Annotated in this window: 4 protein-coding genes; all 4 read left to right on the top strand. The window is 75.7% G+C overall.

The genetic code is table 11. The features are described from left to right. On the top strand, positions 1-1,356 hold a 1,356-nt coding region (locus L1885_RS24465), incomplete at its 5' end, for a GlnX family signal transduction membrane protein (protein WP_308117391.1). After that, on the top strand, positions 1,353-2,507 hold the full coding sequence (locus L1885_RS24460) for a transporter substrate-binding domain-containing protein (protein WP_372482019.1): 1,155 nt from the start codon (positions 1,353-1,355) through the stop codon (positions 2,505-2,507). The genes L1885_RS24465 and L1885_RS24460, both read left to right, overlap by 4 nt. A gap of 201 nt (positions 2,508-2,708) precedes the next feature. Further along, the gene (locus L1885_RS24455) at positions 2,709-4,094 is read left to right on the top strand and encodes a coiled-coil domain-containing protein (protein WP_235799333.1); all 1,386 of its coding nucleotides are present in this window, start codon (positions 2,709-2,711) and stop codon (positions 4,092-4,094) included. Next, on the top strand, positions 4,091-4,302 hold a 212-nt coding region (locus tag L1885_RS24450; RefSeq protein ID WP_235799332.1), incomplete at its 3' end, for a hypothetical protein. The genes L1885_RS24455 and L1885_RS24450, both read left to right, overlap by 4 nt.

The raw sequence follows: 4,302 nt of genomic DNA, 5'->3' as shown, positions 1-4,302 counted from the left end.
CCGCGCCCGCCGGTGCCGCCGCCCGAGCCGCCGCCGACGGCCGGACTGCGGGAGACCGGCCGCGACGCGCTGCGCAGGCTGCGTCGCGCCGTGCGCACGGAGCCGGGCAGGCTGCGCCTCATCGGGGCGGTGCTCGCGCTGACCGTGGTCGTGTTCGGCGCCGTCACCGCCTGGCAGAGCTCCGACCGGTACGCGTCGGCCGACGACGTCGTCGCCGGCGGGCAGACCGTGAAGGACACCGCCGACCTGTACGCGGCCCTCGCCGACGCCGACACGCAGGCCGCCACCGGATTCCTCGCGGGCGCCACCGAGCCCCCCGCGGTGCAAAGCGCCTACAGCGACGACGTCTCCCGTGCCGCGAGGCTGGTCACCAAAGTCGCGCAGAGCGCGGCGCCCGGCAGCCGCTCGGCCACGCTGACGGCGAGCATCGCCGAGCAACTGCCCGTCTACACCGGGCTGATCGAGCGGGCCCGGGCCGAGAACCGCCGCGGCCTGCCGCTGGGCGGGGCCTACCTGCGCTACGCGAACGACCGCATGACCCTGCCCGGCGGCATCCTGCCGGCCGCGGAGGCGCTGTACACGGAGGAGAGTTCGCGGCTGGAGGCCGAGTCCGGCTCCGCGCAGTCCTGGCCGTACGCGGCGCTCGCGCTCGGCGTCCTCGCGCTGCTCGTGCTGGCCGGCGCGCAGCGGCGCAACTACCGCCACACGAACCGCGTGTTCAACCGGGGCCTCGTGACCGCGACGGCCGCGTGCACCGCGGCCGTGCTCTGGCTGGTGGCGGGCCAGGCCCTCGGCAACGCGGGCCTCGACGGTGCCGACCGCAACGGCCAGCGCTCGCTGACGGCGCTCAACTCGGCCCGCATCAACGCCCTCAAGGCCCGGGCCGACGAGAACCTGATGCTGGTCTCGCGGGGATCGGTCGTCGCGGAGAACAAGAAGACCGACAAGTACGAGGTCGACTTCGGCCAGAAGACGAAAGCGCTGTCCGCCGACCTCGGACGGGCCAGGGGCCTCGCGGACGACGACCCGGGCCGCGCCCCCGTCGCCGACGCGATCGGCGCCGTCGCGACCTGGAAGAGCCGGCACCGCACCGGCAGCGCGGCCGGCGCGGACGGCCGCTTCCAGGACGCCCGTGAGGCGCTCGACGGCCCCGGGAAGACCAGCGAGCAGGCCTTCCAGCAGGTCGACGACCGGATCGCCAAGGCCATCGCGCACGAGCAGGACGAGTTCACCTCAGCCGCGCGCGACGGAAGGGGCGCCCTCGACCTCGTGTGGCTCGGTGCCGTGGTGCTCGCGGTCCTCGGCGCGGTCGGCGCCATCCTCGGCGTGGGCCGCAGGCTTTCGGAGTACCGGTGAGAGGGGGAGCCGTGGGTTCCGTTTCCGGCAGGCTGCGGGGCTGGGGCGGCGTCACCGCCATGGGCGCCGCGTGCGCCGTGACCGCCTCGCTCGTCCTCGTACCGCTCGCGCACCACGGCCCGGCGGGAGCGGGCGCCCGGGCCCGAGCCGGCGCCGAGCACCGGGCGGAGCCGGCGGCCGACCGGACGTCCGCCACCCCGGCCGCCGCCGACGGGGACCGGCCCTGTCCGGGCACCGGGCAGCCGGCCGACGCGAGCGTCCCCGCCTCCGCGGGCGGCGGACCGACCCTCGACAGGCTGCTCGCGCGCACGGGGGCGAAGCGGAAGCTGGTGGTCGGCGTGGACCAGAACAGCTACCGGTGGGGCTATCTGAACCCGGCGACGGACCAGTTCGAGGGGTTCGACATCGACCTCGCCCACGCCATAGCGAAGGACATCTACGGCGACGCCGACGCGGTCACCTTCAAGCCCGTCTCCACCGCGGAGCGCACCGACGCGCTGAAGAACGGCTCGGTCGACCTCGTCGTGCGGACCATGACGATCACCTGCGGCCGGCTCGACCGGGCCGAGTTCTCCACCGCCTATTTCAAGGCGGGCCAGCAGGTGCTCGCCCCCAAGGACAGCGCCTCCCCGGGCGCCGGGACGTCCGGCGCGCCTGGCCGCATCACGGGCTACGACGACTCGCTGCGCGGCAAGCGGGTGTGCACGGCCACGGGCTCAACGGCGCTGCAGGAGCTGGAGGCCGGCAACCCGCACCACGTGTACTTCTGGGACAAGGAGAACGACAAGGGCTACAACCCGCACCACGTCCCCGTCGACGACCTGAGCGTCGCCAACCAGCTCGACTGCCTGGTCCGCCTCCAGCTCGGCCGCGTCGACGCGGTCATCACCGACAACGCGCTGGCGGCGGCGCAGGCGGCGCAGGACCCCGCGGTCGAGCTGAAGGGGAAGAAGCCGTTCACGACCGAGTACTACGGTGTCGCCGCGAAGCCGGGGGCGGACGACCTGGTCGCCCGCGTCAACCACGTCCTGGCGAAGTACCGTTCGGGCGGGGCGGACAGCCCCTGGCGCAGGTCGTACGACAAGTGGCTGAAGGCGGAGCTGGGACCGGTGGCGGCCCCTCCCGCCGCCCGCTACCTGACCCACGGCTGACGGCGGCGGGAACGGACGGACGGCAGGCGGACGGAGTGCGGACGACCGCGGAACGGCGGGAGAGGACGGGCGGGAACGGAGACAGGCGTCAGTACGCGCGGGCACGCGGCACGACCGGCGCGGCGGCGCCGCACCGCGGCGGGCGACCAGCACCGCACGACCGCGGCAGGCAACCGGCACGACACAGCGGAGAGGTGATCGATGGGCGCCACGGGCCCCTTCCCCGGCCCTTCGGGGACACCGCCTGAACCGGTCTGGGACCGGGACGAGGCGGACCGTGCCCTCGGTCGTCTCCGGGCGGAGCACGAGGCGATCGAGACCTCGCTGCTCTCGCTCCAGGACCACGCGGGCCGCAGGCTCCTCGAAGGGGCGCAGCTCACCGGCGTCACCAAGAGCCGGTGGGCGGCGACCGAGCAGTCCATCACCGTCCTGTGGACGTACTACGACGCGTACAGCAAGGCCCTGCACACGGCGCTCGACCTGCGCGCCCGGCGCCGCTGGCCCTCCCGTGAGGACCTGGCCGACCTCACCGAACGGTTGCGCGGGCCCTCCGTCGCCGTCGGCGCGACCGGGGGCGCGCTCGCGGAGCGCTTCACCCTCGCCGAGCTCGTGGCGCGGATGAACGAGCTCTACGCGTCCGCGCTCGACACGATCGTCGCGGCGGACGCGGTGTGGTCCGCGCTGCCCGCCCGCATCGACCTGCTCGCCGCCGAGCTGCACCGCACCCGCTCCCTCGCGCACTCGGTCGGCGTGCGCCCGGGGGAGCACCCGGCGGGCGACGACCTCGCGGACATCACCGACGAGCTGACCACGCTGCGCGCCGAGGTCGTCTCCGACCCGCTCGCGTACTGGCGCCCGGCGCAGGGCAGTTCGGCGCCCGGCGGCGGCACGCCCGACACGGAGCGCTACGACCGGGCGGCCCGCGCCCTGGAGGACGTGCGGCGCGAGATCGAGGCGGTGCTGGAGGTCCGCAAGGACTCGGAGGAGCGGCTGCTGCGGCTGCGGGACGTGATCTCTCGCGCCGACCGCACGCTCACGGAGGCGCGCGCCGCCCGCGGCGAGGTGCTCGCCAAGATCGCGGCGACGGAGGTGCCGGCCGTCAGCGGCCCCTCCGCCGTCCTGCACGAGCGGCTGTCGACGGCCGCCGAGTACCGCAGGAACGCGCAGTGGCACCGGCTGTCCCCGCTGCTGGAGGCCCTGGAACGGGACGCCGAGGACGAACTGCTGCGGGCCCGCGAGTCGTTGACGGCGGTGACGGCGCCACTGGCCGTCCGTGCCGAGCTGCGCGGCCGGCTCGACGCCTACCGGGCGAAGGTGGCGCGTCTGGGCTTCGCGGAGGACCCGTTCCTGATCGAACGCTACGACGCGGCCCGCCGGATGCTCTGGAGCGCGCCCTGCGACCTGCGCGTGGCAGAGCAGGCCGTGCTGCGCTACCAGCACATGGCGCTCGACCTGGCGGGCCAGGGCGCGCCCAGGATCCCGGAGCAGGGCGGGGCCGGCCGGGGCGCCGGCGAGGGGCCGCCGGCGGGCGGCGCGCCCGGCCGGGGCGGCGGGGCGGAACACGACGGACGGGGGAGTGGCGGATGACCGGGGCGAGCGCGTGCCAGCGGCCGGACTGCGAGGGCTCGTACGAGGACGTGGGCGGCGGCGAGCTGTACTGCGACGTGTGCGGGCTCGCGCCCGTCGTCTCGCCCACCGGCTCCCTGTCCTCGTCGCCCACCGGGGTCGCCGGCAACCTGCCCGGCGGGGCCCGCCGGCCGCGGGGCGGCGCGGGCCGGGAAGCCGGCGGGGGACC

The sequence above is a fragment of the Streptomyces fuscigenes genome (assembly GCF_021556455.1).
GTDB classification, from domain to species: Bacteria; Actinomycetota; Actinomycetes; order Streptomycetales; family Streptomycetaceae; genus Streptomyces; species Streptomyces fuscigenes.
This window is presented reverse-complemented; position numbering and strand designations above follow the sequence as displayed.

Excerpts from the sequence above, each read along its gene's own strand:
- L1885_RS24455 (WP_235799333.1), top strand. The coding sequence starts at position 2,709 with ATGGGCGCCACGGGCCCCTTCCCCGGCCCTTCGGGGACACCGCCTGAA.